Source organism: Streptomyces sp. NPDC002643 (assembly GCF_053592555.1).
On the sequence record NZ_JBSFVY010000004.1, the window covers coordinates 36454 to 62171 of the forward strand.

The 25718-nt window shown below is 69.1% G+C and carries 30 protein-coding genes and 2 pseudogenes; 15 read left to right on the forward strand and 17 right to left on the reverse strand.

Annotated features, from left to right (window positions below; all coding sequences use genetic code 11):
* Positions 1-43: 43 nt before the first annotated feature.
* Positions 44-463 (reverse strand): PIN domain-containing protein, encoded by a 420-nt coding sequence (locus tag ACWD4G_RS07100; RefSeq protein ID WP_451291202.1) that lies wholly within the window; start codon positions 461-463, stop codon positions 44-46.
* A complete protein-coding gene (locus ACWD4G_RS07105) occupies positions 460-729 on the reverse strand; it encodes a CopG family transcriptional regulator (RefSeq protein ID WP_451291203.1) in 270 nt (89 codons plus the stop codon). The genes ACWD4G_RS07100 and ACWD4G_RS07105 overlap by 4 nt, the downstream gene beginning before the upstream one ends.
* A gap of 133 nt (positions 730-862) precedes the next feature.
* Between ACWD4G_RS07105 and ACWD4G_RS07110 the strand changes: the two genes are divergently transcribed.
* The gene (locus ACWD4G_RS07110) at positions 863-1546 is read left to right on the forward strand and encodes a TetR/AcrR family transcriptional regulator C-terminal domain-containing protein (protein ID WP_451291663.1); all 684 of its coding nucleotides are present in this window, start codon (positions 863-865) and stop codon (positions 1544-1546) included.
* A 9-nt stretch (positions 1547-1555) separates the two neighbouring features.
* On the opposite strand, the gene ACWD4G_RS07115 is transcribed toward ACWD4G_RS07110, so the two are convergent.
* The 6 genes and pseudogenes from ACWD4G_RS07115 to ACWD4G_RS07140 all read right to left on the reverse strand — a co-directional run bounded on the left by ACWD4G_RS07115 (position 1556) and on the right by ACWD4G_RS07140 (position 4601).
* Positions 1556-1681, reverse strand: a complete 126-nt coding sequence (locus ACWD4G_RS07115) for a hypothetical protein (protein WP_451291204.1) — start codon at positions 1679-1681, stop codon at positions 1556-1558.
* A gap of 343 nt (positions 1682-2024) precedes the next feature.
* A pseudogene (locus ACWD4G_RS07120) lies at positions 2025-2335 on the reverse strand (FAD-dependent oxidoreductase); the annotation flags it as partial.
* A gap of 58 nt (positions 2336-2393) precedes the next feature.
* Positions 2394-2624 (reverse strand): hypothetical protein, encoded by a 231-nt coding sequence (locus tag ACWD4G_RS07125; RefSeq protein WP_451291719.1) that lies wholly within the window; start codon positions 2622-2624, stop codon positions 2394-2396.
* The gene (locus ACWD4G_RS07130; protein WP_451291205.1) at positions 2600-3184 is read right to left on the reverse strand and encodes an HD domain-containing protein; all 585 of its coding nucleotides are present in this window, start codon (positions 3182-3184) and stop codon (positions 2600-2602) included. The genes ACWD4G_RS07125 and ACWD4G_RS07130 overlap by 25 nt, the downstream gene beginning before the upstream one ends.
* A 214-nt stretch (positions 3185-3398) precedes the next feature.
* Positions 3399-4043: a class I SAM-dependent methyltransferase gene (locus ACWD4G_RS07135; protein WP_451291206.1), complete on the reverse strand. Its 645-nt coding sequence runs from the start codon at positions 4041-4043 to the stop codon at positions 3399-3401.
* 123 nt (positions 4044-4166) lie between these two features.
* Positions 4167-4601, reverse strand: coding sequence for a glycine-rich domain-containing protein (locus ACWD4G_RS07140; protein ID WP_451291207.1), 435 nt, complete (start codon positions 4599-4601; stop codon positions 4167-4169).
* A 319-nt stretch (positions 4602-4920) separates the two neighbouring features.
* On the opposite strand from ACWD4G_RS07140, the gene ACWD4G_RS07145 reads away from it, so the two are divergent.
* The 3 genes from ACWD4G_RS07145 to ACWD4G_RS07155 are packed head-to-tail and all read left to right on the forward strand — an operon-like array spanning position 4921 to position 6531.
* Positions 4921-5166, forward strand: coding sequence for a hypothetical protein (locus ACWD4G_RS07145; RefSeq protein WP_451291208.1), 246 nt, complete (start codon positions 4921-4923; stop codon positions 5164-5166).
* Complete coding sequence (locus ACWD4G_RS07150) at positions 5135-5656, forward strand: DUF6879 family protein (RefSeq protein WP_451291209.1); 522 nt, start codon at positions 5135-5137, stop codon at positions 5654-5656. The genes ACWD4G_RS07145 and ACWD4G_RS07150 overlap by 32 nt, the downstream gene beginning before the upstream one ends.
* A 23-nt stretch (positions 5657-5679) precedes the next feature.
* Entirely contained in the window at positions 5680-6531 is an 852-nt protein-coding gene (locus ACWD4G_RS07155; RefSeq protein ID WP_451291210.1) for a helix-turn-helix domain-containing protein, read from the forward strand.
* A gap of 47 nt (positions 6532-6578) precedes the next feature.
* Here the strand turns inward: ACWD4G_RS07155 and ACWD4G_RS07160 are convergent, their stop codons facing one another.
* Both ACWD4G_RS07160 and ACWD4G_RS07165 read right to left on the reverse strand, forming a co-directional pair.
* The gene (locus ACWD4G_RS07160) at positions 6579-6803 is read right to left on the reverse strand and encodes a GntR family transcriptional regulator (RefSeq protein ID WP_451291211.1); all 225 of its coding nucleotides are present in this window, start codon (positions 6801-6803) and stop codon (positions 6579-6581) included.
* Entirely contained in the window at positions 6793-7128 is a 336-nt protein-coding gene (locus ACWD4G_RS07165) for a GntR family transcriptional regulator (protein ID WP_451291212.1), read from the reverse strand. Before ACWD4G_RS07165 ends, ACWD4G_RS07160 begins: the two co-directional genes overlap by 11 nt.
* A 160-nt stretch (positions 7129-7288) precedes the next feature.
* Between ACWD4G_RS07165 and ACWD4G_RS07170 the strand changes: the two genes are divergently transcribed.
* On the forward strand, positions 7289-7630 hold the full coding sequence (locus tag ACWD4G_RS07170; protein ID WP_451291213.1) for a hypothetical protein: 342 nt from the start codon (positions 7289-7291) through the stop codon (positions 7628-7630).
* A 312-nt stretch (positions 7631-7942) separates the two neighbouring features.
* Here ACWD4G_RS07170 and ACWD4G_RS07175 read toward each other — a convergent pair whose 3' ends face one another.
* A complete protein-coding gene (locus ACWD4G_RS07175) occupies positions 7943-8845 on the reverse strand; it encodes an LLM class F420-dependent oxidoreductase (RefSeq protein WP_451291665.1) in 903 nt (300 codons plus the stop codon).
* A 358-nt stretch (positions 8846-9203) separates the two neighbouring features.
* Between ACWD4G_RS07175 and ACWD4G_RS07180 the strand changes: the two genes are divergently transcribed.
* Positions 9204-10043 carry a response regulator transcription factor gene (locus ACWD4G_RS07180; RefSeq protein WP_451291214.1) on the forward strand — a complete coding sequence of 280 codons (840 nt, stop codon included), beginning with the start codon at positions 9204-9206 and terminating at the stop codon, positions 10041-10043.
* A 185-nt stretch (positions 10044-10228) separates the two neighbouring features.
* Here ACWD4G_RS07180 and ACWD4G_RS07185 read toward each other — a convergent pair whose 3' ends face one another.
* On the reverse strand, positions 10229-11020 hold the full coding sequence (locus tag ACWD4G_RS07185) for a hypothetical protein (RefSeq protein ID WP_451291215.1): 792 nt from the start codon (positions 11018-11020) through the stop codon (positions 10229-10231).
* A gap of 162 nt (positions 11021-11182) precedes the next feature.
* A complete protein-coding gene (locus tag ACWD4G_RS07190) occupies positions 11183-11923 on the reverse strand; it encodes a hypothetical protein (RefSeq protein ID WP_451291216.1) in 741 nt (246 codons plus the stop codon).
* 197 nt (positions 11924-12120) lie between these two features.
* Between ACWD4G_RS07190 and ACWD4G_RS07195 the strand changes: the two genes are divergently transcribed.
* From ACWD4G_RS07195 to ACWD4G_RS07210, 4 genes are all read left to right on the forward strand, one after another.
* Positions 12121-12885, forward strand: coding sequence for an SDR family NAD(P)-dependent oxidoreductase (locus ACWD4G_RS07195; protein WP_451291217.1), 765 nt, complete (start codon positions 12121-12123; stop codon positions 12883-12885).
* A gap of 128 nt (positions 12886-13013) precedes the next feature.
* On the forward strand, positions 13014-14132 hold the full coding sequence (locus ACWD4G_RS07200) for an LLM class flavin-dependent oxidoreductase (protein WP_451291218.1): 1119 nt from the start codon (positions 13014-13016) through the stop codon (positions 14130-14132).
* 130 nt (positions 14133-14262) lie between these two features.
* Positions 14263-15993 (forward strand): N-acyl-D-amino-acid deacylase family protein, encoded by a 1731-nt coding sequence (locus ACWD4G_RS07205; protein ID WP_451291219.1) that lies wholly within the window; start codon positions 14263-14265, stop codon positions 15991-15993.
* A gap of 7 nt (positions 15994-16000) precedes the next feature.
* Positions 16001-17479 carry an aldehyde dehydrogenase family protein gene (locus ACWD4G_RS07210; RefSeq protein ID WP_451291220.1) on the forward strand — a complete coding sequence of 493 codons (1479 nt, stop codon included), beginning with the start codon at positions 16001-16003 and terminating at the stop codon, positions 17477-17479.
* A gap of 105 nt (positions 17480-17584) precedes the next feature.
* On the opposite strand, the gene ACWD4G_RS07215 is transcribed toward ACWD4G_RS07210, so the two are convergent.
* Both ACWD4G_RS07215 and ACWD4G_RS07220 read right to left on the reverse strand, forming a co-directional pair.
* Positions 17585-18244, reverse strand: a complete 660-nt coding sequence (locus ACWD4G_RS07215; protein ID WP_451291221.1) for a LysE family translocator — start codon at positions 18242-18244, stop codon at positions 17585-17587.
* Positions 18245-18435: 191 nt separating this feature from the next.
* The gene (locus ACWD4G_RS07220; RefSeq protein ID WP_451291222.1) at positions 18436-19038 is read right to left on the reverse strand and encodes a hypothetical protein; all 603 of its coding nucleotides are present in this window, start codon (positions 19036-19038) and stop codon (positions 18436-18438) included.
* Between the two features lie 151 nt (positions 19039-19189).
* On the opposite strand from ACWD4G_RS07220, the gene ACWD4G_RS07225 reads away from it, so the two are divergent.
* Positions 19190-19927, forward strand: coding sequence for a class I SAM-dependent methyltransferase (locus ACWD4G_RS07225; RefSeq protein ID WP_451291223.1), 738 nt, complete (start codon positions 19190-19192; stop codon positions 19925-19927).
* A 47-nt stretch (positions 19928-19974) separates the two neighbouring features.
* Here the strand turns inward: ACWD4G_RS07225 and ACWD4G_RS07230 are convergent, their stop codons facing one another.
* A complete protein-coding gene (locus ACWD4G_RS07230; RefSeq protein ID WP_451291224.1) occupies positions 19975-20376 on the reverse strand; it encodes a nitroreductase/quinone reductase family protein in 402 nt (133 codons plus the stop codon).
* A 109-nt stretch (positions 20377-20485) separates the two neighbouring features.
* Between ACWD4G_RS07230 and ACWD4G_RS07235 the strand changes: the two genes are divergently transcribed.
* A complete protein-coding gene (locus ACWD4G_RS07235) occupies positions 20486-21439 on the forward strand; it encodes an endonuclease/exonuclease/phosphatase family protein (RefSeq protein WP_451291225.1) in 954 nt (317 codons plus the stop codon).
* Between the two features lie 227 nt (positions 21440-21666).
* Here the strand turns inward: ACWD4G_RS07235 and ACWD4G_RS07240 are convergent.
* Positions 21667-21928: pseudogene (locus ACWD4G_RS07240) on the reverse strand (LLM class flavin-dependent oxidoreductase); the annotation flags it as partial.
* Positions 21929-22143: 215 nt separating this feature from the next.
* On the opposite strand from ACWD4G_RS07240, the gene ACWD4G_RS07245 reads away from it, so the two are divergent.
* The 3 genes from ACWD4G_RS07245 to ACWD4G_RS07255 all read left to right on the forward strand — a co-directional run bounded on the left by ACWD4G_RS07245 (position 22144) and on the right by ACWD4G_RS07255 (position 25672).
* Positions 22144-23703: a CehA/McbA family metallohydrolase gene (locus ACWD4G_RS07245; protein WP_451291667.1), complete on the forward strand. Its 1560-nt coding sequence runs from the start codon at positions 22144-22146 to the stop codon at positions 23701-23703.
* Between the two features lie 119 nt (positions 23704-23822).
* The gene (locus ACWD4G_RS07250; RefSeq protein ID WP_451291226.1) at positions 23823-24737 is read left to right on the forward strand and encodes an SAM-dependent methyltransferase; all 915 of its coding nucleotides are present in this window, start codon (positions 23823-23825) and stop codon (positions 24735-24737) included.
* Between the two features lie 221 nt (positions 24738-24958).
* Entirely contained in the window at positions 24959-25672 is a 714-nt protein-coding gene (locus tag ACWD4G_RS07255) for a response regulator transcription factor (RefSeq protein ID WP_451291227.1), read from the forward strand.
* Positions 25673-25718: the final 46 nt, after the last annotated feature.

Below are 25718 nucleotides of genomic sequence, written 5' to 3' on the forward strand. Positions count from 1 at the left end.
GTGTCGGTCATGCATGCGCTGTCCGCACGGCGAAGGGGCGGGGTCAGACCTTGATCACGGTGGCCCCTCCGCGGCACAACGCGGTCAGGTCCTCGGGGTCCGAGGTCAGGATCGTGACGGGGCCGGGGGCTGCGAGAGCCGTGGCGCCGAGCATGGCGTCGATGGCGTACTTGTGGCCGTGCAGGCCGGCGTCGGCGAGAAGGGCGGCGGCGTGCCGGGCGATGGGCTCGGTGACCGGTTCGACGACCAGGCGGGAGAGGGTCCAATCCAGGGCTGGGCGGTTGATCCGAGGGTGGATCACCTCGACGAGGGTGGCCGTGGAGGTGATCACGCGCAGGTCGTCGGCGCGGGCGAGGGCGAGCCAGCCGGTGACCGTGCGGTCGCGCAGCACGGCCTTGGCCAGTCCCTCGCTGTCCAGGACCAGCGTCCCGCCGGGAACCGCAGGGGACGGGGATCGGGTCACGCGGCCGCCCCGCCCCGCGTCTGCCCGGTCTGCTCCCGGCGCGCCTGATGGAGCTGGTCACGCAGGGCCTGGATCTCCTCGTCCGTGACGGGGCCGTGCTCGGCCTCGGCGACCTGGATGAGTTCGTTGAGGTTGTCGCGCTCGATCTGACGGGTGACTGCGGCCGTGACGTAGGCGGACAGACCGGAGGGCCCGCCGCGGGCCTTGGCGGCCTCGGCGATATCACGCGGCATGGTGATCGAGTACTTGCCGGTAGGGTCACTCATGCCACCAATCCTACCTCTGGTCCTCCATCGCTCGTCCAAGAAGGAACTCGGCGTGGTGCCCATGACGCTGTACGCCTACGTCCCCGGCAAGGCCGAACTCCTCGACCTCATGCTCGACGCCGCCTACGCCCGTATGCCCCGCACCGACACCACCGGCCGGCCCTGGCGCGAGCGCGTCACCGCGGTCGCCGAGGAGAACAGAGCCCTCTTCGAACGCCACCCATGGGCCGCGGCCGTCTCCACCGTCAGACCTCCGCTCGGGCCGGGCCAGATGGCGAAGTACGAGCACGAACTGTCGGGGCTGGACGGTCTGGGCCTCAGCGACATCGAGATGGACGACTGCCTGACCCACCTGCTCACCTTCGTGCAGTCATGCGCCCGCGCCACATACGGGAAACAGCCGATGAGCGCGCAGCCCGACCACGCCCCCGCCCGGCGTATGAACCTCTACCGTCGCTACTTCGAACTCGTGGCCTCCGGCCGCAAGAAGATCGAGGTCCGCAGTACGCCAAGCTGCGCAACCTGGCCGCCAGCCACTACATCAAGTTTGCTTGCGGCCAGGACGAATGCCTGGTCCGCGTCGCCCGCTACGCCTCCTTCGAGGAGTGCTCGACACTGCTGCTCCCGGGGAACGCCAACCCCGGCGCCTCCCGAAGCAACTGCTGACGAACATCCGCCGCATCTACGCCCCCGAGAAGGATGCCTTGGGTGTCCTTGCCATCGAGATCGAGCGCGTAACGGCCTGACCCCGAAAGCCACGCCCCACCCAGCACCTCCAGATGCCGGGTGGGGCACTTCGCGCGCTAGCTGCGCCTGACCACGGTGGTCACCGACGGATGTGGACGGTCACGTTGACGATCGTGCCGCCGGCGAAGACGGCGCCGCCGAACCACGCCACAGCAGCGATCTGATCCGTGTGCCCACGGGCGGCCAGGAGGCAGATGGCGACCATGGCCAATAGCGCAGTGATGCCAGGGGCAGCCCGGCTGACCTGGACAAGCCGGGACACTGGTCTCACTGCTGTACTGTTTCGCGGTGTCGCTTCAGGATTCATCTCTCATGATTTCGCTCGTGCGGATGCGATCTCAGCGCGACACCGGGGAGTCCTCGGTCGTACCCCGCCGCCAAGCTCTGGGCACGACCTCCAGGGCTCCCCATTGCGTGCGGAGACCAAGATGGCCAAGCAGAAGATCGCGCGGTGTTAGCCGCCACCCCCTGCAAAGAGATCCAAGACGTGTGTAACTGCTGCGCAGTTACGTCGAGAAGCTCAGGGCGCATCCTGCACCCGTCCGCAGCAGGAAAGCCAATCCGGCACTCTTGGGAGTCACACGATCCGTGGCATCGGTGAGCAGCAGCCGGACTCGTGACCAGGCGCCGTCCGCGCCGACCAGCAGGCTCGTGGCAACGGTGCACCTGCTGGCGAACGTCACCTCGTGGCGGCCCTTGCCAAGAGCCCGGGCACCGTTGACCTCGTGCTCCCACCGGACGGTGCCGGCGGGAGCGAGTCGATCAGCAGCTGTCGCAGGTTGCCGCGCATCACCTTGGGGCGTCCGCCATCGTCATCGGCTTTGTCCGTCAGGACGGTCCCGTCCTGGTCGGTGAGGCGTGACCGTACGGTGGGGGCCCACTCGCGGGGGGAGGCGGAGAGAGAACCAGGGAGCACCTCAGTTGGAAATGATGGCGCGATGCCGCCGGGGATCGAACTTCTCGGGGCTGCCGATGAGGAAGTTGAGGGAGTTGGCGCACACGAAGCATGTGCCGGGCTGGTCATCCCAGCGTTCGCGGGCGTAGTCGGTCTGGCTCGCAGCGCTGGTCCTGAGACGCCAGCGGCCCGCCCACGGGTGGGAGCGAGCCGTCGTGCTCGTGCCGGTCAGCGTAGATACGTCTGCTGCCACTCCACCGACGACATGTTCAGCGCGGCCTCGGCGAGGGCCTGCGCGCTCGCCGTCTTCAGCTTGGCCTGTGAGGTGTCGATCCAGTTCTGCACGTTGCCGCAGCCCTGTTCCCGGTACTCCACGGCCTGGACGAGGCATTCCAACTTGTCGGCGTCGTGGGCGCAGATGACTTCGAGGCTGTCACCGTGTTCGTACTCCTCCACGACGCGCTGAACTCCGGCGCGGACGGCGGGGTGTGCGGCCGAGACCTGATCGGCGGTGACCTTCTCGTTCGAGGCGGCTTCGAGGTAGCGGCGCCCGATGTGCGGGATGTCGGAGACGCGGGTTTCCTGGGTGTCGTGGAAGACGCACATCAGGGCGACCTTTGCCGGGTCGGCGCCCTCCATCATCGCGAGGACGGACCCGATGATCGCCGTGCGGAATGAGTGCTCCGCGATCGTCTCGGGGTCCTTCACGCCGGCGATCCACCAGCCGGACCGCTTGGCACGCTTGAGCATGCCCAGCTCCAGCAGATATCCCGCCGTTCCCTTGGCCTGCTCGGGGGTTGTCTCGTCCGCCATGGTCCCTCCGGGTTCATCGGTGATCGCGTAGAACTTTATGCACGGTGGACAGTTCCTGCGTGGCCCTGGCAGAAATCCGGCTCTCGTCCAGCAATAGGCTCGTGCGCTCGCTCAGCGTCGCGGCCAGGTCGGGAACCGCCTGCGGCAGCCATCTGTGAGCTTCCGGCGCGGTGCCCGCCCTCCGCAGGGGGAAGGACGGGGCTCTGATGGGCTGTCAGACGACGTGGGCCTGGACAATGAGTGTGCCGAGGTTCTTCGGGTCGGGGGCCTCGAAGACCTTCGCGTAGACCTCCAGGAAGCCGTACGTACGCAAGACGCCTTCCCACATCTCGGGCGTGTAGGCCCAACGCTGGACCGGGGTGACCTCACCTCGGAAGCCGTTGCCGTACATGCCCTGTGCGCCGTAACAGCCTTCCACGGGCGGGGCGCAGGAGAAGACGAGAACGCCCCGGTCGGTGAGGCGTGACCGTACGGCGGGGGCCCATTCGCGGGGATCGGAGAACCAGAGCGCACCCCAGTTGGAGAAGATGGCGTCGAACTTCTCGGGGCTGCCGACGAGGAAGTTGAGGGCGTTGGCGCAGACGAAGCGTGTGCCGGGCTGGTCACCCCAGCGTTCGCGGGCGTAGTCGACCTGGCGGGGGGAGAGGTCGACTCCGACGCCCCGGATGCCCTTGCGGGTGAGGTAGGCGAGATCATCCCCGGTTCCGCAGCCGAGTTCGAGCACGGTGTCAGGCTGTCCCAGCAGCTCCTCACCAGGCCCGTGGCCGGGGTATTGCGTCCAGCCGAACCCCTTCTCCAGCGACTCCTCCACGCTGATCGGGTCTTCCGCGTACCGGTTCCAGTAGGTCTCCAGACTCATGCGCCGCACGCTACTCACACGCCCCTCTTGATCACCGGATTTCCATAAATTTTCATGGGTTTATGCGGAAATGGCGGAGGCCGCCGCCCCGAAGGGCAGCGGCCTCCTTGGTTCCCCGGTTGCTCAATGGCAGCCGCTCTGCGTCTTGGACGAGCAGGGCGTGCAGTTGGCCGCGTCCTTTTCCCACAGCGGCCAGTCGACCGCGAACCCGAACGCGGCGATGGCCTCGGCGGTGCGCATCACCGAGCCGTCGGCCTTGCGGTCGATGTAGGGGATGTGGTCGAGGAACTGGCCGTAGTGCTGCTGGCAGAACTCGCGGTAGATCTTGGTGTCGAGGATGAGCTGATGAACGCCCTCGTCCACCAGCTCACCGCAGCCGAGCCCCGCCGTGCCGGACTGCATGGCGGTGATGAGGTAGGCGACGGCCTGACCGAAGACGCGTTCGGCCATGACGGTGTCCCAGGTGTGGTGGTCGCGGACCAGAAGCGCGATCTCCCGCCCCCAGACCTCCGGAGTGACGTAGGTACGTGGGTCGCGCGTGATCGTCGGTGTTGCCATGCGTCGTGCTCCTCTCGTATGTGTCGAGTGGTGCGGTGGTGTGACGCCGGAGACCTCGGGGTACGTGGTTTCCGGCGCCGTTTCCCCATGGCGGCGCTCCTCAGCAGGGGATGGCGGAACCCGGGGAAGTCGTCGCCTCTCCGGGTTCGCTCGTGAGCGTCGACGCTAGGAGTCCGCGCCTCACAGTCGCCAGGAACTTGCAGAAGCTTGCACCTGAATCATCCTTCATGGCTATGACTTGTTTGCGCTCTTGACTGATGTAGCTGCAGAAATTGATGGTGATGCAAGTCTCTGTAAGCAACTGGCTTTGGAGGGTGGCATGGCCCTACGGTTCGTCGGCATCGACCCGAACACCGATGAGAAGAACTGCCCCAGGGTGTGGGTGGACGACGAGAAGAAGGAGTTCGTCTTCCAGGGCTGGAAAGCGAGCAAGGAACTGGAGGACGAGGTGCGGGCTACGGGGCCGCTGCCCGACTACGAGGCAGTCGTGCGTATCCCCGCGCGTATGCTGCACATCCTGAGGGAGGCCATCGATGCCATCGAGCATTCCGACGTCGTACGATGAGCAACTGGCGGGTGCCAAGCGCTCGGCGGTCCACCTGGAGATGCGGGACGCGTACTACAGCAACCCGCGCTTTGAGGCGTGGCAGCGAGGCGAGCGCACCAACTGGGAGGACCGGGCCTCATGGTGGCGCCCCTTCCATCAGGCCATCGCGGAGGCCGTGACCCGCGGTGTGGTCGTACGCCGAGCGCGTGTCGTCTCCGAGCCGGTGACCGAGTACATCCGCTGGGAGCATCACCAGACCCGTGCCAACGTCGAGGCGGGCGAACTCGTACGGTGGCTGCCGCGTCGACACACGGCGGATCTGCTGCTGCCCGGTCGTGACTTCTGGATCTTCGACGACCGGGTGATCCGCCTGCATGACTTCGCCGGGAACGGCGACTGGCTCGGCGAGGATTTCCACGACGACCTGGTCCTGCTCGAACTCAACGCGGCCGCTTTCGAGCGCGTCTGGGAGCGGGCCATCCCGCACGACCAGTACGAGATCCGTTAAGTACGACCGAGACCAGAGCGATCATGCCTCCAACATCCCCGTCGTCCAGCGTGCAGGCCGCACGTGAGGCGCTCGCCGCTCGGCTCCGGGAGATCCGGCTGGACGCGGGGATCACCAAACGCGAACTCTCCGTCAGGTGCGATTGGAGCGAGGCGAAGTCCTCACGCATCGAGAACGCCCGCACCGCCCCCTCCGACGACGACCTGCGAGCCTGGTGCCTGGCCTGCGGGGCAGCTGACGAGGCACCCGCCCTTGTCGCGGCCAACCGTCAGGCCGACTCCATGTATGTCCAGTGGAAGCGGCTCCAGCGCACCGGGCTGAAACAACTGCAGACCGCCAACCTGCGGCTGTTCGAACAGACGAGGCACTTCAAGGTGTACTGCTCCAACGTGGTGCCCGGCTTCCTGCAAACCCCCGGCTACGCCACCGCGCTGCTGCGCGCGATCTCCGCCTTCCGCGGACTGCCGGACGACGTGGCCGACGCCGTCGCCGCGCGCATGGAGCGATCCGGAGTCGTCCGGAAGAGCGGCCGCACTTTTGCGATTCTCCTTGAGGAGACAGTCCTCCGCTATCGGCTCGGTGACTCGGACATGATGGCCGGCCAACTGGGCGCACTGCTCCCGGCGATGGCTCTCCCCTCTGTCTCCATCGGCATCATCCCGGCTTCCACCGAGCGCACCATGTGGCCGATTGAATCGTTCACGGTCTTCGACGACGAACGGGTCGACCATGAACCGCTCTCCGCTTCCGTGAAAATCACCGAGCCGGACGAAGTCACCCAGTACCTGAAGGCGTTCGGCGAACTGCACCGGCATGCCGTGTACGGGGCGGAGGCACGGGCCCTGGTTCTGAAGGCCATCGAGGCCCTGCGCTGACTCGGACGCCGCGCCCAACCTGGGCTGTTGAGTGCGCGGACACGCTCTCACCTGACGACGAACGAGCCCTGCCCCAGCACCGTACGGAGCCTGCCCTCCGCGGGGAGGGCGGCCACGGCCTTCTGGATCGTCGATGCGGCCACGTCGAACTCCGAGGCGAGGTCCACGACGGCGGGGAACCGCGCACCGGCGGCGTAGGTGCCCGCATCGATTCGGCGGCGCAACTCATCCGCGATCTGGGGCCAGACGGGCTTGGAACGGTCAAGATCCACGCTGCGACCCAGCCTCGGGCTGATCCTCCGTCGCGCGGCTCTCGGACGCGTCGGCCGACTCACGCTCAATGACGAACGACCCCTTGCCCACGACCGTACGCACGTAGCCCATCTCGGCCAGCAGGACCAACGTCTTACGGGCCGTCCCGCGCGCGATCCCGAACTCCTGCATGAGTCGGTCGACTCCAGGCACGGCTCGGCCCAGCGGGTACACGCCGGTGTCGATCCGGGAGATCAGTACGGCAGCGAGTTGCAGGTAGAGCGGGTCCGCTGCCTCCGGGTCCAGTTCGTCGTCGGGGCCGTAGCCCTCGGGGATGTCCACCATGGGTTGACCGTATGCGGCCAAGGAAAACCAAGCTCATTTGTGTCATGCCATGGCAGGGCATGACCAGGTTGCCGTAACGTCGGTCATGACACGAGAAGACCCCCGCGACGGATGCGACCCGTCCGGGGGCGTTGGCCACCAACTGAATGGAGTTGACGACATGAGCATTGTCCATGCGTTGCTGCGCTGGGTGCTGGGCGTATTGGCACCCGGCACCGGCAGGCGGCGAGCGGACTGCCGACTTGCCCCGCCGGTCCCCAAGCTCAGTCCCGAGGTCCTTGCAGCGGCCGTACCGCAGGCCCAGACCCCACGCTCCCCCTACGGCCTGGACGACGGCCCGCACGACGGGAGCGCTTCCCCCTTGGTCCGCCCGTATCTCGTCGCCGTCGAGCGGGAGCAGGCCCGGCAGGCGCGACGGCGGATGGCGCTCGTACTCGCGGCCGACTTCGGTATCGATCTGGACCGGCATGTCGTGGGAGCCGAGGCGGTGGTGGGGTGTTGAGGCCGCTGGGGGTGGACGCGGCGTCCTTTGCCGTCGGGTGCGGCGGGGTGCGGTGACCGGGCGGTACCCGGAGGGGGATGCGTCCAGGCTGACGATCCGTACCTACGAGGTCGGGGCCGGCGGTGAATCCGATGGCCGTGTGCGCGGCGCACTGTCACCGCCAGGCGCGACGGTGAGCGGCTGTCGGAGTCGCTTCAGTGGCCGCCGTGCCGGTGCCCCCGGTGCCGGACCGGGCCGGGCCCGGCGCATGGGTAGCGGTGAGGGAGGGGCGTCCGTTTCGCTTCCCGTCCTCACCGGCGGAGACGGACGACCCTACAACTGCGGTCCCACCTTCGTGCCGAACTCGGCCATCTGGTCCGTGAGTTCGGCACGGCTTCGGCTGCGGAACCGAACCTGGATCTGGTGCACGCCCATCGCCGCGTATGCCCGTAACGACTCGGCCAGAGCCTCCGGAGGGCCGGTGAGGGTGCGGTGGCCGGTGTTCCAGGTCGGGGTGCCGAGGTGGAGCGGCTCGGTGATGGCGCCGATGGTGAAGGGGGCGGACAGGTTCGCCTCGGCGCGGAGTCGGCGGATGCGGGCGATCTGGGCCGGGAGGCGGTCGCGGGGGTCGCCCTGGGGGAGCCAGCCGTCCCCGTGCAGGGCGGCTCGGCGTACGGCGGCGGGGGAGGAGCCGCCGACCCAGAGGGGGATGTGGGCCTGGGCGGGGCGGGGGCGCTGGCCCAAGCCCTCGAAGTCGTACGACTTGCCGTGGTGGGCGGGGAATTCATCGGGGCCCAGGGCCGCCCGTAGAGCCTCGACGCATTCATTCAGTACGGCTCCGCGTCGTTCGAAGTCCAGCCCCAGCGCCTCGAACTCCTCCCGTACGTGGCCCGCGCCCACCCCCAGGATCAGACGGCCGGCGGAGAGGTGGTCGAGGGTCGCGTACTGCTTGGCCGTCAGCAGGGGGTGGCGGAGGCCGACCACCGCGACATGGCTGAGGAGTCGTACGCGCTCGGTGACGGCGGCCAGGTGGGCGAGCGTGGCGACCGGGTCGTACCAGACGGTGCCCATCGCGGGCGCGAGGCGGCGGGGGATGGCGACGTGGTCGCAGGTCGCGATGTACGCGAACCCGGCACGGTCGGCGGCGCGGGCGACCTCGACCAGATCCTCGGGCCCGGCATCCGCCTCCCAGCGCTCGGCGTAGAGGGTGCTCTGGGACTGGATGGGGAGTTGCATCCCGTAGAGGAGCCGGTCGCCGGCTGCCTGTTGGGCATGGGCCTGTTGGACTTGGGGCTGTTGGGCATGGGCCTGTTGGGTCTGGGGCTGTCGACCGTCGGACGGAACTCGCATGGTGCGCCCCCTGATGGACGGTTCGGTTCGTCGGTCAAGTGCGTGCTTTCCTCGCCTCATCGTCGTATCTGACGGATCGTCAGGCAAGGGAGTGGGCCGGTCGGTCTGGCCCGACCCGGCCCGGCCCTGGGCGGTATTCGGCCAACCTGTCAGACAGGGTGACATGTGTCATTGAAGTTTTGAACATGTCCACGGCGGCACCCGTATGTACGGACGTCATGGCTTCGGCGGAAGGACACGCGAAGTGCGATCGCCCCGGCACGTCAGAACGTCCAAGCTCGGCTCTTCCCCGCACAACTCCGCACTGCAGGGCACCGCACCGCACGGTGTGGCGCCGCTGTACGGTCCGTCCTCCTCACACGACACCGCCGCCCACACCTCCCCACAGCGCGGCGCGGCCCCGTACCCGGGTTCCCCGCTCTCCGCCGGCACCCGGCCCCGCGGCAACCTCTCCGTCGTAGTCGTCTGCGCGGAGGGTGAGTGGCCGCACCATGACTGGCCGGCGGGCGACGACACCTATGTGGGCCGGGTGTCGCTCATGGCCCCGCCCTGTCGAGGGCTCCACGAGAGCCGCGCCGACGTGGTGATCCTGCGCTGCGACGATCCGCTGGAGTCGTTCCCCGTGCTGCTGAACGCCATGGGCGAGATGAGCGCCCCGGTGATCGTCGTGAGCCCGCGCCGGGACAGCGAGACGGTGGTGGAGGTGTTCCGGGGCGGGGCGGGATATCTCGTCGAGGGCGACTACTGCACCTGCATGCTCTCCTCGGCGGTGATGGCCTCGACCGTCGGCCACACCTATCTCTCGCCCGCCGCCTGCGCCGCCCTCCGCGACGCGGCCCAGGGGATGTCGGGCCAGGGCGGCGAGGCGAGCGAGCGGCTGCGCTCGCTCCTCTCGCCCCGTGAACGGCAGATCATGGAACTGCTCTCCACGGGCCTCGGCGCCCAGGAGATCGGCCTCCGCCTCACCCTCAGCGAGAAGACCGTCCGCAACAACCTCAGCAACATCTACGCCAAGTTGGACGTCCGGGGGAGTACGGAGGCGGTGCTCAGATGGCTGGGGGCCACGCCCGCGGTACGTATGTGACGAGCGGGGCGCGTCTGACGGCGGGCGCGCCGCGCAGACCGGCGGGCGCGGTGCGTCTATGGCCGCTGCTGTTCGCGTGCTTCGCAAACGAGAACGAGCCCCCGTGCCCAGCACAAGGGCTCGTACTGCCGTCTTCCGCCGGCGTGGCCGCTTTTTTCACGCCGGTTTCCGGAACGGCTGGATAATTACTCGATGGTGATGTCCGACAGCGAGACCTCGACGTCGGACACGTTCTCGCCACCCTCTCCGAATCCGGGCTCGGCACGGACGCTGTTCTGGTTGTTGAGAAGGCCGTCCGCCTGCGGCGTACCGCACTGCACATTACGTAGCCAGAGACGGCCGTCAGGGGTGCCGTTCTTCAGGATCTGCGGATAGAAGACATGCACGGTGGTGGCTCCCTCGCTGGGGGAGAAGAACACCTTCTGGCCGTCCTGCGCTTCCTTGTACGTGGCCTTGAGGAAGCCGCTGACGTCGGTGCGCTTGTGGGACCACATGAAGAAGGCGATGTGGTCGGCCTTCACCGTGTCGCTCCGGGAGAAGGAGAACGACTGCGTGGTGTCGTCACGCTTGATGTTGAATTCCTGCGTGCCAAATTTGATGCCGATATCGAAGATCGAGCTTCCCAGCTTCGTACTGCCGTCCGTGTTGAAGCCGTCCTCCAGCTGAATGACGCGTGTCACGGACGCCGTACCGCTGAATGTCTTCGTCGCCGCCGACGAGATGCCGCAGTTGTCGGTGATCGTGGTGACCCGCTCGTTGGGGCCCAGGCTGTCGGCCTTGTTCTGGACGTCGACGAACTCGCAGTTCTCCAGCTTGTCCGAGTCCGTACGGCAGTCCGTGGCCACCTCGTCGGGGGTCGCGGCACCCGCGCTGTACATCAGGGGGACTGCCAGCCCGAGGGCGGCGACCGGCGCCAGCGCGAGGGTGATGCGCTTCTTCTTGCCGCGGTGGTTGCCGCTGCGGCCGCTGCGTGTCATCTGTGTCTCCTGCAGAGGGGTGGAAAGAGGGAAAGTGCTGGTGAGTGGGGGGATGTGGGCCCGTCGGGAGGGGAGGTTCCCGAGGGCCCGTGCGATCCCGTGGGGGGAGAAGTGTGTTGGGGTGAGGGTGGGTGTGGGGTGGGGGTGGGCCTCGGCGGCCGGTCAGCAGTCCTCAAGTACGGCCTTGGTGGTGCCGTCCACGAGGCCGGGCGTGCCCGCGGCTCCCGGGCGGACGACCGGGCCCTCGACGACCTCCGGTGCCACGAAGTTCTTCTCGGGGGAGGGATTCACGGCGAAGCTTCCGGGGTCGGCGTCGATATGCACCCGCCATTCGCCGGTCATGCGCTGCATCTTCGGCGTGAACGTCACGTGCATGACCTTGCCGACGGGGACTTCCCGGACTTCGGACTCGCTGGCGGTGGCAGACTCGATGGTCATGTCCAGCGTGCCCTTGTGCTTCACCCAGCCGCCGCTCAGAACTCCGAAGAGACCACCGAGCGCGCCCTGCTGGGTCGCGGTGTACTTGCCCTGGCCCTGACCGATGGTCTTCGAGAACTCGGTGGTCACCTTCGCCGGTTCGGTGGCGTTCGGCTCGCAGTTCGGGAAGTCGACGGTCACCTTCTCCGTGGGGCCGTCGAAGACCTCGAAATTCGTCTCGACGAAATCACAGGTGTCGGACTCGAAACCGTCTCCGAAGGAGGCCCCGAAATCACTCACCGACTGCTGTTTGCCGTTGAGCTTCTCGGTCCTTTCACACATCCTCATGATGCGGTCGACCGAAGGCTCGTCGGCGGCGTTGGCCGACGGAAGCAGGACGGTGACGGTGGCCGCACCGGTCGCGAGTGAAGCGCCGATCGCCAAGTATCGGACCTTCTTGTTCTTGAAGCGCCTCTTGGCTGCCATGATCTGCTGTCTCCTTGGGGGTAGCTTTACCTTCTGGTGAAGGATTATTGGGGCCCCGTACAGCCTGTGGACAGAGTCAAATATCCCTACTCGCAAGTCACTTGAGATCGCATGTGCAAGCGATTCAGTCGTATCTGACGTACCGTCAGCTCTAGCGGTACCCTGACCTCGGCCAACGCACCGCGAAGGGAGTCCGCATGGGCAAGCTCGACGGACGTGTCGTCCTCGTCACAGGCGCCGCGCGCGGCCAGGGCGAGCAGGAGGCCCGGCTGTTCCGGGCGGAGGGCGCCGAGGTCGTCATCGCCGATGTCCTCGACGACCTCGGCGAGGCCCTCGCCAAGGAGATCGGCGCGCTCTACGTCCACCTCGACGTCGGCCGCGAACCCGACTGGACGGCGGCCGTGACCGCCGCCAAGGAGGCGTACGGCCGTGTCGACGGCCTCGTCAACAACGCCGGCGTCCTCCGCTTCAACGCCCTCGTCGACACCCCCCTCGACGAGTTCATGCGGATCGTCCAGGTCAACCAGGTCGGCGTCTTCCTCGGCCTCAAGACCCTCGCCCCCGAGATCGAGGCGGCCGGCGGCGGCACGATCGTCAACACCGCCTCGTACACCGGGATGACGGGCATGGCGTACGTCGGCGCGTACGCGGCGACCAAGCACGCGATCGTCGGCCTCACCCGCGTCGCCGCGCTGGAGCTGGCCCGCAAGGGGGCGAAGGGGATTCGCGTCAACGCCGTCTGTCCCGGCGCGGTCGACACCGCCATGTCCGACCCCGGCGACGGCGTCACCGCCGAGGCCGTCGACCGTCTCTACCGCAAGCGCATCCCGCTCGGCCGGATCGGCCGGCCCGAGGAGGTCGCCCGCCTCGCCCTCTTCCTCACCTGCGACGACTCCTCGTACATCACCGGCCAGCCGTTCGTGATCGACGGGGGGTGGCTGGCGGGGGTGAGTCTGGGCTGACGATCGCGATGTGGTCGGTCAGGTCAGGACTGACGGGGCGTCAGCTATTGACCCTCCAGGGGTGCGGTGCGACAGTCGGCATGTATCTGACGATCCGTCAGGAATAACCTCGGGGACGGTGAACCTCCTTGGAATTCGGGCTCTTTGTACAGGGATACGTGGGCAAGCGGGCCGAGACCGATCCGCTCGCCGAGCACAAGGCGCTGATGGAGGAGACCGAGTACGTCATCCAGGCGGACAAGTCCGGCTTCAAGTACGCGTGGGCGTCCGAGCACCACTTCCTGGAGGAGTACTCGCATCTGTCGGCCAACGATGTGTTTCTGGGGTACCTCGCGCACGCGACCGAGCGCATCCACCTGGGGTCGGGCATCTTCAACCCCCTCGCCCAGGTCAACCACCCCGTGAAGGTCGCCGAGAAGGTCGCCATGCTCGACCATCTCAGCGAGGGCCGCTTCGAGTTCGGCAGCGGACGCGGCGCCGGCTCCCACGAGATCCTCGGCTTCATCCCCGGGGTGACCGACATGAACCACACCAAGGAGATCTGGGAAGAGACCATCGCCGAGTTCCCGAAGATGTGGCTCCAGGACGAGTACGTCGGCTTCCAGGGCAAACACTGGTCCCTGCCGCCGCGCAAGATCCTGCCCAAGCCGTACGGGAAGTCGCACCCCGCGATGTGGTACGCCGCCGGGTCCCCGCCCTCGTACGCCATGGCCGCCCGCAAGGGGCTCGGGGTGCTCGGCTTCAGCGTGCAGAAGGTCTCCGACATGGAGTGGGTGCTGGAGCAGTACAAGACCGCGATCGTCGACGCCGAGCCGATCGGGGACTTCGTCAACGACAACGTGATGGTGACGACCACGGCGATCTGCGCGCCGACGCACGAGGAGGCGGTACGGGTCGCCGTGAACGGCGGGCTGCACTATCTGCCGTCGCTGGTGTTCCGGTACCACGACACGTTTCCTCGTCCCGAGGGGTTCCCCGTGTGGCCCGAGACGCTGCCCGAGTACGACGAGGAGTTCATCGAACTGCTCATCTCCGAGGAGCTGTTGATCTGCGGCGATCCGGATGAGGTGCTCACGCAGTGCAAGCGGTGGGAGCAGGCCGGGGCCGATCAGCTGAGTTTCGGGTTGCCGGTGGGGGTGCCCAAGGAGGAGACGCTGCGGACGATTCGGCTGGTGGGGGAGCATGTGATTCCGAAGATCGATACCGATCCTGTGCATCGGACTTCGCGGTTCCGGGGGGCGAGTTGAGGATGTACGGCGGCTGCGGGTCGGTGGGGGTTGCTCGCGCCCACGCGGCGGAGCCGCAAGTCAACGCGGCCCCGCGCCCCTAAAAGCATGGTGGCACCCCGTTCTTATTAGGCGCCCGGAGGGGAGAGGCATGCTCGATCACGTCATCAAGAACGCGACCGTCGTCGATGGGACCGGTGCGGCCGCGTATACCGCCGACGTCGGGATACGGGACGGCCGTATCGCCGTTGTCGGTGCGGTCGCCGGCGACGCGCGTACGTCCGAAGACGCCACCGGGCTTGTGCTGTCGCCCGGGTTCGTCGATCCCCATACCCATTACGACGCCCAGCTGTTCTGGGACCCGTATGCGACTCCCTCCCTCAACCACGGGGTGACGACCGTGGCCGGGGGCAACTGCGGGTTCACGCTCGCGCCGCTCAACCCCTCGCGGCCCGGCGACGCCGACTACACGCGGCGGATGATGTCCAAGGTCGAGGGGATGTCGCTCGTCGCGCTGGAGGAAGGGGCGCCCTGGAACTGGAACTCGTTCGGCGATTACCTGGACGCGCTCGAAGGGCGGATCGCCGTCAACGCGGGCTTCATGGTGGGGCATTGCGCGCTGCGGCGGTATGTCATGGGGCCGGAGGCGATCGGTGGGCAGCCGAGCGGCGAGCAGATGAGCGCCATGCTGCGGCTCCTGCACGAGGCCATGGACGCGGGGGCCTGGGGGCTGTCGACCACGCAGTCGTCCACGCACTCCGACGGGGACGGCAAGCCGGTCGCGTCGCGGCACGCGTCGGTGGACGAGTTGATCGCGTTGTCGCGGGCCGTGGGGGAGCACGAGGGGACGCAGATCGAGGCGATCGTCGCGGGGTGTCTGGATCAGTTCAGCGACGACGAGATCGATCTCTTCGTGGAGATGAGCGCGGTGGCGGGGCGGCCGCTCAACTGGAATGTGCTGACGATCGACTCGGCCGTTCCCGAGCGGGTGCCACGGCAGCTGGAGGCGAGCGAGCGGGCGCGGAAGGCCGGGGGCCGCGTGGTGGCGCTGACCATGCCGATCCTCACGCCCATGAACATGTCGCTCGGCACCTTCTGCGCGCTGAACCTGATCCCCGGGTGGGGGCCGATCCTCGCTCTGCCGGTGCCGGAGCGGATCGCGCGGCTGCGGGACCCCGACACCCGCGCCGAGATGCTGCGGCACGCGGAGTCGAAGGAGGCGGGCGTCTTCCGGCGGTTGGCCAACTTCGCCCGGTACGTCATCGGGGACACCTACAGCGAGGCCAACGAGGGGCTGACCGGGCGGGTGGTGAAGGACATCGCCGAGGAGCGCGGGCAGGAACCGTTCGAGTGCCTGGTGGAGATCTGCGCCGCCGACGGACTGCGTACGGTGCTGTGGCCGATGCCCGCCGACAACGACCCCGCGAGCTGGGCCATGCGTGCCGAGGCCTGGCGGCACGAGGACGTTCTCCTCGGCGGCTCCGACGCCGGCGCCCATCTGGACCGGATGTGCGGGGCGCCGTACACGACGCGGTTCATCGGCGACTGTCTGCGCGGCCGGAAGCTGACCTCGCTGGAGCAGGCGGTGAAGATGCTGACGGACGACCCGGCGCGGCTGTTCGGGCTGCGGGAGCGGGGGCGGATCGCGGAGGGCTTCCACGCAGACCTGGTCCTCTTCGACCCCGAGCGGGTCGACGCGGGCAAGGCCACCCTGGTCCACGATCTGCCCGGCGACAGCCCGCGTCTCGACTCCAAGGCCATCGGCGTACGGGCCGTCTGGGTCAACGGGGTCGAGGCGATACGGGACGACGTGGTGACCGGGGCGGTGCCGGGCAAGGTGCTGCGCTCGGGGCGCGACACCCGGACCGTGAGCACGAGGTGAGGGCGGGGTGAGTGCGGGCGGTGCCGGCGCGGGTGGCGAGGCGCGGCGGCTGTTCATCGGTGGGTCGTGGGTGGAGCCCGACGGTGGCCACTACGAGGTGATCGACCCGGCGACCGAGACGGTCGTCGGCCTCGCGCCGGAGGCCTCGCGGGATCAGGTGCGGGCCGCCACCGCCGCGGCCCGCGAGGCCTTCGGCCCCTGGTCGCGTACCCCGGCCGCCGACCGCGCGGCGATCCTCGCCCGTACGGCGGAGCTGATACGACGCCATCTCGTGCCGTACGCGGAGCTGTCCCAGGCCGAGACCGGCGCGACGACGGGTACGGCGCGAGGGATGCAGGTGGGGGTGGCCGCCGCCCGTTTCGCGCGCTACGCGCGCGTGGAGCCCGTCGAAGAACCGATCGCGCCGCAGGTCAACGAGGCGGGCCCGTTCGGCGGGGCGGCGGTGATGGGGGCGCTGGCCGTACGCCGCCCGGTCGGCGTAGTCACCTGCATCACCTCCTACAACAACCCCTGGGCCAACCCGGCCGGCAAGATCGCCCCCGCGCTCGCCATGGGCAACACGGTCGTCGTCAAACCCGCCCCCCAGGACCCCCTCTCCGTCTACCTCATGGCCGAGGCCCTGGAGGCGGCGGGTGTACCGCCGGGGGTCGTGAACGTGGTGAGCGGGTCGGGGGCGGAGGCCGGCGAGGCGGCGGTGGACTCGCCGGACGTCGACATGGTGAGCTTCACCGGCTCCACGGCGGTCGGGCAACGCATCGCCGAGGTGTGCGGGCGGGGCATGAAACGCCAGCTGATGGAGCTGGGCGGCAAGGGCGCGGCGATCGTCTTCGACGACGCGGACCTCGCGTCGGCGGTGGCCGGGATCTCGACCACCTTCTCCTTCTACAGCGGCCAGATCTGCACGGCCCCGACGCGGGTACTGGCGCAGCGGGGCGTGTACGGCGAGGTGGTCGCCCAACTCGCCGAGTACGCACGCCGGTTGCCGCTGGGCGACCCGCGTGAGCGGGGCACGGTGGTGGGCCCGGTGATCTCGTCGACGCACCGGGACCGGATCGAGTCGTACGTGGAGCTGGGCCGCAAGGAGGGCGCGAGAGTGGTCACGGGCGGCGAACGCCCCCGCTCGCCCGACCGGGGTTTCTACGTCGCCCCGACCCTCCTCGCGGACTGCGCCCCCGATATGCGGGTCGTCCGGGAGGAGATCTTCGGCCCGGTGGTCGTAGCCCTCCCCTTCGAGGACGAGGCCGAAGCGATCCACCTCGCGAACGCCACCGACTACGGCCTGATCGACTACATCTGGACCGCCGACGTGGCCCGAGCCTTCCGCATCGCCCCCCACCTCCGCACCGGCGGCGTCGGCGTCAACACCGTGGGCCGCAACATGGAGGCCCCGTTCGGCGGCTTCAAGAAGAGCGGAGTGGGGCGCGACGTGGGCACGTACGCTCTGCACGCGTACAGCGAGACCCAGGCGATCGTCTGGCCGGGGTGAGAGCGACGACCGGGGTGAGAGCGACGACGGGGGTGAGAGCGACGACGGGGGTGAGAGCGATGACCGGGGTGAGGCCGTCGCCCCGCGTGCTCACCCGGGCGGAGGTCAGTCCTTGCGGCCCGTCGCCGCGACCGTGACGCCCAGGCCGATCATGGTGAGGCCGCCGATGCCGCCGACGAGGGAGAGGCGGTCGGGGGAGCGGGCGAACCAGTCGCGGGCGGTGGCGGCGGCCAGGCCCCACAGGGAGTCGAAGACGAGGGCGATGAGGTTGAAGACGAGGCCGAGGAGGAGCATCTGAGCCTGGACGTGGCCCTGTTCCCGGTCCACGAACTGCGGCAGCACCGCGGCGAAGAACACGAAGGTCTTGGGGTTGGTGACGCCGACCGCGAAGCCCTCCCAGAACGTACGCAGACGACGCAGTCGACCGGGGGCGGCGCCCTCCGCCGCACCGAGACCGGTCACCGTGTCCCGCAGCGAGCCACGCTCCCGCCACGCCTTGACCCCCAGGTGGACGAGATAGACGGCCCCCGCCAGCTTCAACAGCGTGAAGACGAGCACCGACCGCTCCACGACCGCCCCGACCCCGAACGCCACGGCCGTGATCAGCACATACGCGCCGAGCGTGTTCCCCACGACCGTCATCAACGCGGCCCGCCGCCCCTGCGCCAGCGCCCGCCCGATCACGAACAGCACACTCGGCCCCGGCACCATGATCAGCAGAAACGACATCGCCGCGAAGGCGAGCAGACGGTCGGTGGACATCATGGGGCCCATGAAGCCCCCGGGGAGGCCCCCGACGCAACCACTTTTCCGGCGCCCGCCGGCAGACTGGAGTGCCCCCGCGACATACGAGGCCTCGGCCTCACCCCCCACAGCCCGGCTCCCCGGGCGCTCGGCCGCAGCCCTGCTCCCCGGGCGCTCGGCCGCGCACAGCAACCGTCGCCGCAAGCCGCCGACTAGCCTTCCCCTCCGGCAGCAGCCCCGAAGATCGCCCCGAACTCCGCCAGCGCCGTGAAATCCGTGTCGAGCAGGCCGAGGCGAGGGTCGATGCGAAGGAGCAGCGCTCGGGCCGGGTGATGCGCCGCGACGAAGGACCGGTCGGGGTCGCCCAGTTCGTCGTCGACCCAGGCGAAGGGGCGACCGGCGGCGTGCGCGACGAGCTGAGGGGTCTTCCAGAACGTCCCGGAGGCCACCTCCCGTAACACCGTGGAGTCGATCTCCGCCTCCGCCCGGCCGTTCACGCGCTTCCAGTCCACCACGGCCAGCTCCGGCAGCCCCAGCACGGGCGAGATGAACGTATTCGCCTCGGCGCCCCAAGTAGTCGCCCACACCAGCTCGAACGCCGCGCCCAGTTCGAGCAGTTGACGCCCGTGATCCGGCTTCAGCCACACCCGCAACGGCTTCACATACGCCCTCGGCTCCCCCGGGTGCTGAGCGAGCCACCCCTCCGGTTTCATCCGATGGGTGGTGTAACCGGCGGGCCGCCGCTCGGGTTTCGCGGCGTACGGATTCAACGGGCCGTCGACATCGAGGTAGAGCAGCGGACGGTCATTCATCATCACCGGACCGTACGCCATCGCCAGGGCACCGATGCGTTGTCGATGCGTTGTCGACGCGGTGTGGACGCGGTGCCGCCGGCGTAGGACAGGGGGGCCGGTCGACGGCGGAGGAGGGGGCCGGTTGATGGCCCTTGTCCCTAGGCTGCCGCCCATGGCCGACGAATGCTTCAGGGACCGGCGGCTTGCCGCGATCTACGATCCGCTCGATCCCGATCGTGCCGATCTGGATGTCTATGTGCGTATCGTCGAGGAGTTCGGGGCCCGGCGGGTGCTGGATGTGGGGTGTGGGACCGGGGCGTTCGCGTTGATGCTGGCCGGGTGTGGGGTCGAGGTCGTCGGGGTGGACCCGGCTCGGGCTTCCGTCGAGGTGGCCCGGGGAAAGCCGGGGAGCGGGCGGGTGCGGTGGATCGTCGGGGACGCCGGTTCGCTGCCGCCGTTGCGCGTCGACCTCGTGACCATGACCGCCAACGTCGCCCAGGCGATCGTCGAGCCCGAGAGGTGGCGGGAGACCCTGCGCGGGGCCTTCACGGCGTTGCGGCCGGGCGGGCGCCTCGTGTTCGAGACCCGGGACCCGGCCGCGAGGGCCTGGGAGGGGTGGAACCGCGAGCAGTCGTACGGGGTGACGCGGGTCGCGGGGGAGGGGCGGGTCGAGAGCTGGGTGGACCTGGTCGGCGTCGACGGGCCGCTGGTCACCTTCCGGTGGAGCTATGTGTTCCTCGACGACCACCGGACCACCCTGACCTCCACCTCCACCCTTCGGTTCCGCGAACGGGCCGAGGTGGAGGGGGAGTTGAGGGCGGCAGGCTTCGAGGTGGCGGAGGTCCGGGGGGCGCCGGACCGGCCGGGGAAGGAGTTCGTGTTCATCGCCCGGCGACCGGAGGGGAGTTGAGCCGACCCTCGTCGCGCCTCAGTCCCGTAGATCCACCCGTACGGTCATCAGTCCCGCAGATCCACCCGTACCGTCATCAGCCCCGACGCCGATCCCAGCAGTCGTACGGCCGCGCTGTTGAAGCGGGGCAGGGAGCGCAGTCGGGCGATGGGGTCGTCCTCCGGCATCGGGTGGGCCGTGCCCTCGTGCCAGCGGCCCCGGAGTCGGACCCGTACCTCCGGGTTGGCCCTGATGTTGCGCACATACTGGGACTGCTCGCCGAACTCCGAGACCAGCCAGAAGGAATCACCGATCCGCCGCCCGCCCACCGGCGTCCGGCGGGGGAGACCGGACTTGCGGCCGGTGGTCTCCAGGACGGTCTGGAGGGGCATCCGGCGGAGGACCGGGTTGCCGACGCGGCGCTGGAAGGTCGTGACGGCACGGTGCTTGAGCTCTGCGGCGCGGGACATCGCTTGGTTCTCCTCGCGGGGTGGGAGGTACGAGGTGGACGGGCTGTACGAGCTTCATGAGCCTTATGACGTACAGGATCAGGCACAGGGTGAAGGCGGTGGGCGGCGGGTGCGGGTCGTTACATGGAATCTGTGGTGGCGCTTCGGTCCCTGGCAGGAGCGTCAGAAGGCGATCCTCGCCGTACTGCGCGAACTCCGGCCCGATGTGGTCGGCCTGCAGGAGGTCTGGGGCCGGGACCCGGAGGGCCCGGACGCGCGGGGCCGGGGCGCGCGGGAGCGGGGAGCCGAGGACGGCGAGAACCTCGCCGGATGGCTCGCCGGGGAACTCGGCATGAACTGGGCCTGGGGCGCGTACGGCGACCCCGAACGCTGGCAGCGGCGCGGCGGCGACGTGAAGGCCGGCGTCGGGGTCGCCGTACTCAGCCGATGGCCACTCCTGGAGAGCGAGGCCATCCACCTGCCCGGCGGGGAGGAGGACGCCGAAGGGGAGGGCGATGAGCAGGCGAACGGGGAGGGCAACGGCGTACGGGGCGCGCTCTACACACTGCTGGACGCGCCGGAGGCGCCCATCCCCTTCTTCACCACCCACCTCAGCTCCGATACCGACGGCTCCGCCCTGCGCTGCCGACAGGTCACCGCACTCGCCGAGTTCATCGACCGCCACCGGCACCGACACGGCCAACGGTCCGGCAACCGCCTCCCGCCCCTCGTCACCGGCGACTTCAACGCCTTCCCGGACTCGGACGAGGTCCGCCTCTTCGGCGGCTACAAGACCACACCCCCCGTACCGGGCCACTGCTTCTACGACGCCTGGGAGTACGCCGACCCGGCCGCCCCCTCCGCCACCTGGGACATGACCAACCCGTACGTCACCCGCGCCCACGGCCCCAGCGCACGCATCGACTACATCCACGTAGGCGTCCCGACCCCCTATGGGACCAAGTACGCCGTCCACTCCGTACGAAGAGCGGCCCACGCCCCCTCGAACAACCACCCCACAGGAGTCTGGCCCTCGGACCACGCGGCGGTGGTGGCGGACTTGGAGGTCCCGGGGACGGATTGAGCCGACGGCCGACGGCCGACGGCCGACTGCCGCCGGCCAATGGGGCGGGGCGAAGCCCCGAAAGGGGCGCGGGGCTGTATCCATATGCGGCTCCGCCGCGTGGGCGCGACCAGCCACGACGGACCGGCAGCCGCGACAGTTCTTTAGCCACCCCACCCCTCAGGCGCCCCCAAACCCCAACCCCCACCCCCTCACCCCAAAAACTCCCCCAACGAATCCAACGCCCCGATCGGGTCGTGCTGGGCGACGAGGGTGATGCCGGTGCCGAGCCCCAGCCGCTCGGTGACGGCGGCGGCCTGGCCGAGCGCGACGAAGGGGTCCAGGGTGCGGCCGTACTCGCGCGGCAGTTCCCCACCGGCCGGGTACGACGTGGTCCGGTCGACCGGTGGGGGTCCCCCCGGACGAAGTCTGGGGGAGGGTGTGCTCGGGGACGTACAGCCCGGCGAACCCCCGTTCCTCCAGCTCACGTGCGAGCCGGACGGGGGTGATGGTCTAGTCGGTGAGAAAAATCGTCACGAAGATACGCATAAGCCATCTGTACCGCCGGACCGACCTCTTGTCCCACGACGTAACTCGGCCAAGTCGAAAGCCGTCGATTCCCTCCCCTTGCCCCGCAGTTCACCACCCCCTACGAAAGTGGCACGCACCACCCCTGCACCACCCGAGCCATGTCAGTCAGTCACGACACCCTGGGGAGCGGCAGCATGTGCGACGACCACCACGAGAACGGCAACGACGGAAACGCGCTCGGCAGGCGTGCGCTGTTCGTGACGTCGGCGGCGGCCGCGCTTACGTTGGGAAGCGTGACCTTTGGGACGAGCGGCGCCGACGCCGCGGACGGCGACACCGAGACCCGTACGATCAAGGGAACCCTCCCCACCGGCTCCCCGGACTTCGTCTATCTTCCGGTCGAAGTGCCGGGCGGGGTAAGGGAGTTGAAGGTCTCGTACACGTACGAGAGACCGACCGTACCGGCGGGCACGATGGGCAACGCGCTCGACATCGGAGTCTTCGACGAACGCGGCACCGCGCTGGGTGGGAAGGGCTTCCGCGGCTGGTCGGGCGGGGCGCGCACGGAGTTCTTCATCCGGGCGGAGGAGGCGACACCCGGATACCTGCCGGGCCCGGTCCGCCCGGGTACGTGGCATATCGCGCTGGGTCCGTACACGGTGGCGCCGCAGGGACTGCCGTACGAGATCACGATCACCCTCACCTACGGCCGCCCCGCCGAGACCCCCGAGCCGGTCTACCCGCCGGAGCGGGCGAAGGGGCGGGGCCGGGCCTGGTACCGGGGCGACTGCCATCTCCACTCCTGGTACTCCGACGGCCGCCGTACGCCCGCCGAGATCGCGGCGCTCGCCCGTGCCGCCGGGCTGGACTTCATCAACTCCTCCGAGCACAACACCCCCTCCGCGCACGCCCATTGGGCCGACCAGGCGGGTGACGACCTGCTGATCCTGCTGGGCGAGGAGGTGACCACGCGCAACGGCCATGTCGTAGCCATCGGCACCGACCCGGGCACCTTCGTCGACTGGCGCTACCGGGCCCGGGACAACCGCTTCGGCAAGTACGCCCGCCAGATCCGCCGCGCCGGCGGCCTCGTCGTCCCCGCCCACCCGCACGCCACCTGCATCGGCTGCAACTGGAAGTTCGGCTTCGGTGAGGCGGACGCGGTGGAGGTGTGGAACGGCGGGTACTCGCCCGAGGACGAGGTGGCGCTCGCCGACTGGGACGGCATGCTCGTCGCCGCCGTACGGGCGAGTGCCTCCGGCGGGGACGGCCGTACGGACTGGCTCCCGGCGATGGGCAACAGCGACGCCCACCGCGACCCCGACCCCGTCGGCCGCCCCCAGACCGTCGTCCTCGCCGACGACCTGACCCGGGAGGCGATCCAGGAGGGCATCCGGGCGGGCCGCTCGTACGTCGCCGAGTCGAAGGACGTCTCGGTCACCTTCACGGCATCCGGGTCGCGCGGCGAGCACGCGGGCATCGGCGAACGCCTGAGGACCGACCCCGACACCCCGGTCACCGTCCGCCTGGAGGCGGTCGGCGCCCCCGACTGCACGATCCGCTTCGTCACCGACCAGGGCGTCCTGTTCACGTCCCCCGCGCTCCCCGCCTCCGGCACGGGCGCCGCGGAATGGCGTACGACGGCCTCGTACGCGGCGTACGTACGCGCCGAGGTCCGCCACCCCCCGATCGTCGCCGGGCTCCCGGGCCCGATGGCGGCGTTCACGAACCCGATCTTCCTCGGGCGGCGTTGACGGCGGGGCGGGCGGCGCCGTAGCGGCCAGCGGAAAACCGGGGGGAACCCGCGTACGAAAAAGGTGTGTTGGGCCTTAATGTTTGGCTCGACAGATCACATGCGGAGGAGACGGCGCCCATGACCGACAACCCGACCACGCCCGAATCCGCGGCGAACGAGACGGCGGACGACACGGCGAACGACACGGCGGACGACACGGCGAACGACACGGCGGACGAGACGCTGAACGAGGCGGCGAGGCAGGCGGCGAAGGAGAAGGTCGACACTTCGGTGCCCGCCTCCGCCCGCATCTGGAACTACTGGCTCGGCGGCAAGGACAACTACCCGGTGGACGAGGCGGCCGGCGACGCGTACGCCGGCGCGTTCCCCGGCATCGTGACGATCGCCCGCAGCAGCCGCGCGTTCCTGCGGCGCAGCATCCGTCATCTGGTGGAGGTGGAGGGCGTACGGCAGTTCCTGGACGTCGGCACCGGCCTGCCCACCGCCGACAACACCCACCAGGTCGCCCAGCGCAGCGCGCCGGAGGCCAGGATCGTGTACGTCGACAACGACCCCACGGTCCTGGCCCACGCCCGCGCCCTCCTCTACTCCTCACCGCAGGGCGCCACCGCGTACGTCGACGCGAGCCTGTACGACCCCGAGCACATCCTCAAGGCCGCCGCGAAAACCCTCGACCTGACCCGCCCCACCGCCCTGATCCTCAGCGGCATCCTGGGCCACGTGGCCACCTACGAGGAGGCCCGCGAGATCGTCGACCACCTCATGTCCGGCCTCCCCTCCGGCAGCTACCTCTCCCTCAACGAGGGCTCCCGAGGCACCGACCCCCACTACGAACGCGCCCAGGACGCCTACAACGAGACCGGCGCCGTCCCCTACTACCTCCGCCCCGTCGACCAGATCACGGGCTACTTCGACGGCCTCGACCTGATCGCCCCGGGTGTCGTGTCGGTCCCGCTGTGGAGGCCGGACGGAATGGAGACCGGGGAACCGAAGCCGATCGGGCAGCACGGCGGGGTGGGGCGCAAGCCGTAGGCTCCGCCGGTTTGGCCGGGTGCCTACGGGGAGGGGTGGTGGGGGAGCGGGTCGCGGCTGCGGGTTCGTTGTGGCCGGTCGCGCCCACGCGGCGGAGCCGCATATGGATACAGCCCCGCACCCTTTCGGGGCTTGCGGTCTGCGGTCCGCGGTACGGGACGCACGCGGCGCCAGGTGTATTACCGTTCAGGAACGCGTGGGACCTTACTGGGGGTGAATCCGTGAGCGTCGCTCGGATTCTGGTGGCTGAGGACGACGACAAACAGTCTCGACTGATCCGGATCTATCTGGAGCGGGAAGGGAATGCGGTGCAGGTCGTGGGCGATGGGCGCGCGGCATTGGAGCGAGCCCGCTCGTCCAAACCCGATCTCATCGTTCTCGATGTGATGCTGCCGCTGGTCGACGGACTTGATGTGTGCCGAATTCTGCGCACTGAATCGGATGTTCCTATTCTGCTTCTCACCGCCCGCACCACCGAGGAGGACATGCTCCTCGGCCTCGACCTGGGCGCCGACGACTACCTCACCAAGCCGTACAGCCCCCGCGAACTGACCGCGCGGGTGCGAGCGCTGCTGCGCCGGTCCAGGAAGGCCGCCGGCTCGGCGGAGCCCGTGGTGCTGCGGGTCGGCGCGGTGGAACTGGACACCGCGCGCTTCGAGGTCCGGGTGGCGGGGCAGCCCGTGGCCCTGACCGCCAAGGAGTTCGCCATCCTGGAGGCACTGGCCCGGGAGCCGGGCCGGGTCTTCACCCGGGCCCAGGTCATCGAGCGCGTCTTCGGCTTCGACCACGACGTGCAGGAACGGACCGTCGACGCCCATGTGATGAACCTGCGCCGCAAACTGGAGGCGGACCCCGGGCACCCCCGCCACCTGGAGACGGTGTACGGCCGGGGCTACCGGCTCAACGACGACGGCCAGGGCTCGGCGGTCTCCTGACGCCCCGCCAGGGTTCAGCTTCCTCCTGATGCCCCGCCAAGGTTCA